Annotated in this window: 1 rRNA gene; it reads right to left on the bottom strand. The window is 48.3% G+C overall.

From position 1 onward, the window contains the following. Positions 1 to 247: ribosomal RNA gene (locus DWY93_RS16920) — 16S ribosomal RNA — on the bottom strand; the annotation flags it as partial. Positions 248 to 263 lie beyond the last annotated feature (16 nt).

Below are 263 nucleotides of genomic sequence, written 5' to 3'. Positions count from 1 at the left end.
GGTCCATCTCATACCACCGGAGTTTTTCACACTGTACCATGTGATACTGTGCGCTTATGCGGTATTAGCAATCGTTTCCAATCGTTATCCCCCTGTATGAGGCAGGTTACCCACGCGTTACTCACCCGTCCGCCACTCGGCAAATAAGAATCCATCCGAAAACTTCATCTTATTTACCTCGTTCGACTTGCATGTGTTAGGCACGCCGCCAGCGTTCATCCTGAGCCAGGATCAAACTCTCATGTTAAAGTGTTTGTATCCAG

Origin of the sequence: Clostridium sp. AF28-12 (genome assembly GCF_003435225.1) — a bacterium.
Taxonomy (GTDB): domain Bacteria; phylum Bacillota; class Clostridia; order Lachnospirales; family Lachnospiraceae; genus Pilosibacter; species Pilosibacter fragilis.
Note: the sequence above shows the minus strand (reverse complement) of the source record. Positions and strands in the feature narration are given on the sequence as shown.